We start from the raw sequence: 2,999 nt of genomic DNA, 5'->3' as shown, positions 1-2,999 counted from the left end.
ATTGTATGGACATCTGTCAATGCAGTATGCAGTTATACTGCATGCTATTTTAAAAGGTCACCTAATCGATCGAAAATACATCTTTTCTGATCTACATAGAAAACATTCAATATACAAGCAAAACGAGTCAAATTTTGTCTCTGCCCTTAGGACGAGTGTTGATAATAACCGTATAAGAAGTAGTTACTTGATAACATTTTAAACTTGCAAAGTCCCAGTTCATTTCAAGCAGCATCCAATACCGCATCTCCCTTATCTTAGAATTGGTTTCGTTGAACCAAAAAATTATTTTCAAGTCCATTCAATGCATTACCAAAAAATGATCAAGGGGTCGTACTTCTTGAACTTCAATTCACTATTCGAACTGCTCTGTTAATCGATAGCTGGTACTTCGACCACCACCGATGTTTTGTATAAATATCCCTCTTGCCACCAGATCCTGGATATCGCGTAAAGCCGTGTCATTAGAGCATTTGGCAAGCTTGGCATATTTGGAGGTATTCATATGTCCTTCAAAGTCCTCTTCCAACATGCGATTGATGATATTGCGTTGCCGTTCATGGACTGGATTTTGGTTAATTTTTTCCCATAAACGCGCTTTGAATAATACATTGCTTAGTGTTTTATCTGCATTTGCAATGGCATGACCCAAACAATCTAAAAACCAACTTAGCCATTCTGTAATTTCTGGCGATGCACGTTGTTGTCTTTCAAGGTGTGCGTAGTATTGTTTTCGTTCAGACTCAATTTGATTGGAAAGACTATAAAAGCGTTCAGGGATACCATCTGCTCTTGCCAGAGCCATATCTGCAATCGCTCGGGCTATCCGGCCATTACCATCTTCAAAAGGATGCACGGTGACAAACCATAGGTGGGCAATGCCTGCCCTGATGACCGGGTCAATATCCGTTTTGTTTTCAAACCATTCGATGAAAGCCGTCATTTCCGTTGCAACTTTGTCAGCGCTTGGCGCTTCAAAATGAACTTTTTCCATGCCTATCGGACCGGAAATAACTTGCATGGGATCATTCTCGGCTAACCGCCAATCACCCACTGTGATACGGTGCATGCCACTTCGCCCTGTAGGGAAAAGAGCGGCATGCCAATCAAACAAACGTTCTATTGTTAATGGCTTAGAGAAATTCTGCGTGGCATCGAGCATCATTTCCACGATACCCTCTACATCACGGCCGGCAGGAATCAATCCAGCTATATCCATACCCAGCCGTCGGGCAATGGATGAACGTACTTCCTGAGGATTCAGATCATGGCCTTCAATAGCTGAGGATTTCACAACATCACTGGTTAATGTTCTAAGACTCGCCTCTCTTCTTAAATCAAAACCAAGTCCTTCCATCCTGCCAAGCAAGCGTCCCTGCTGGTGCCGAATATCGGCAAGCTTGGTAGCTAGTTTGTCAGCATTCCATGAAAAATGAGGCCAGTTGTTATCTTGATATATCCACATATTAATCACCGCAAATTATGCAGTGATAGTAAGTGTTATTTGCCGCAAAAACAATTTTATTTACAGCAAGTTATGCGGTGAATAAAGTCGTTATTCACTGCACGCGCTCTTTTAACAGTTTAAAAAGCTTAAACAGTACTTCTGATTTACCTCTGAGGTGAGTACCAACCTGGTGGACTCCAGCATGCACTATTTAAACATTGGTAAGACATGATTCTTGAATTCCTCATGCAAAGAGATCCAATGCTCTCGTAACGTAACTTTATGTTTCTCATCTATTGGCAAATCATTTAGTCAACAGAGCACATAACGGTGCATTGATGTAATAGTTCCCTCGACCAACCTTTTGTTTGTGTAAGAACCCTTTTTCAACAAGTTGTTCCAGGTATTTGGTTGCAGTGATCCTTGAGACATCTAAATCCTGCATGACAAAGTCGATTTTTGTGTAGGGATGATTAAATAAATTATTCAAAAGTTCTTGTCGATAGATTTTAGGTAATTGAGCACGAATTTGATGTTTGTAGTCCTGCATCAATCGTTTGATATCGGTTATTAACGTTATTGTATTTTGCGCGGTTTCAATCACCCCATCCAGCATATACAGCAGCCAGGCTTCCCAATCACCGGTGTCTCTGACTTGTTGCAATTGGTTGTAATAGTCGACTTTGTGCTGAATGATGAATCGACTCAGATACAGCACTGGCAAATTCAATAAATCCTTAGCGACAAGATAGAGAATGTTAATAATTCGTCCTGTACGGCCATTACCATCGTAAAACGGATGAATACTCTCAAATTGATGGTGAATAATGGCCATTTTCACCAGAGGATCGGCGTCACATAAACTATCGTCATTGATATAGTTCACGAGATTATTCATTAACTGAGAAATTTGTTCTGGATGTTGTGGCGGCGTATAGACGGTCTCACCAGTTCGGGCATTTTTCAAATCAGTACCAGGTAGCTTCCTTAGCCCCGCATTATTTTTTTCCAGATGTTGCTGTACAGTCAGAATATCTGCCAAACGGATTAGTTTTTGATGGCGAACTGTTTGGAATCCTTGTCGTAAAGCAATGGCATAATCCTGCACTTCCTTTGCTGCGGGGTTGCTGACAGCTTCTTCAAACAAGCCCACCCTATAAAGCTCATCATGAGTGGTAACGATATTCTCGATTTCAGAGCTATCCTTCGCTTCCTGCAAGGAGAGTGTATTGATCAGGATTGCCTCGTTAGGAATGCTCGCAGCAACTCCTTTGAGCTCAGCAAGATAACGATGTGCTTCAGCAGTTTTCTTTAAAACAGCCCTAGTCTCCCATTGAGCAATGTTATCTAACGGCAATTCTGTGAGGCTATAAGACATTTTTATACTCGTTTTATATGTTTTGTATAAATATCGGTCATTATATGCATAGATTTCTCCATAAAATATATATTTTATCCACTACATGTATAGAATTTATCACTTTATTCATATGTTTTATTTCATGTGTAAGTTTTGAGGAGATAAAGAACAAAACTTATGTGGATGCCCTAC

At 40.4% G+C, this 2,999-nt stretch carries 2 protein-coding genes; both read right to left on the bottom strand.

Features of this window, described 5'->3' with window-relative positions; all coding sequences use genetic code 11:
* Nucleotides 1-355: 355 nt before the first annotated feature.
* Nucleotides 356-1,465 carry a Fic family protein gene (locus A9E74_RS13565; RefSeq protein ID WP_069297128.1) on the bottom strand — a complete coding sequence of 370 codons (1,110 nt, stop codon included), beginning with the start codon at nucleotides 1,463-1,465 and terminating at the stop codon, nucleotides 356-358.
* Between the two features lie 286 nt (nucleotides 1,466-1,751).
* A complete protein-coding gene (locus tag A9E74_RS13560; RefSeq protein WP_069297127.1) occupies nucleotides 1,752-2,825 on the bottom strand; it encodes a Fic family protein in 1,074 nt (357 codons plus the stop codon).
* Nucleotides 2,826-2,999 lie beyond the last annotated feature (174 nt).

It is taken from the genome of Methylophaga muralis (assembly GCF_001720165.1).
Taxonomy (GTDB): Bacteria; Pseudomonadota; Gammaproteobacteria; order Nitrosococcales; family Methylophagaceae; genus Methylophaga; species Methylophaga muralis.
Note: the sequence above shows the minus strand (reverse complement) of the source record. Positions and strands in the feature narration are given on the sequence as shown.

What these genes read in the sequence shown, in the direction of transcription:
- A9E74_RS13565 (WP_069297128.1), bottom strand. Translation starts at nt 1,465, where the DNA reads ATGTGGATATATCAAGATAACAACTGGCCTCATTTTTCATGGAATGCT.
- A9E74_RS13560 (WP_069297127.1), bottom strand. Translation starts at nt 2,825, where the DNA reads ATGTCTTATAGCCTCACAGAATTGCCGTTAGATAACATTGCTCAATGG.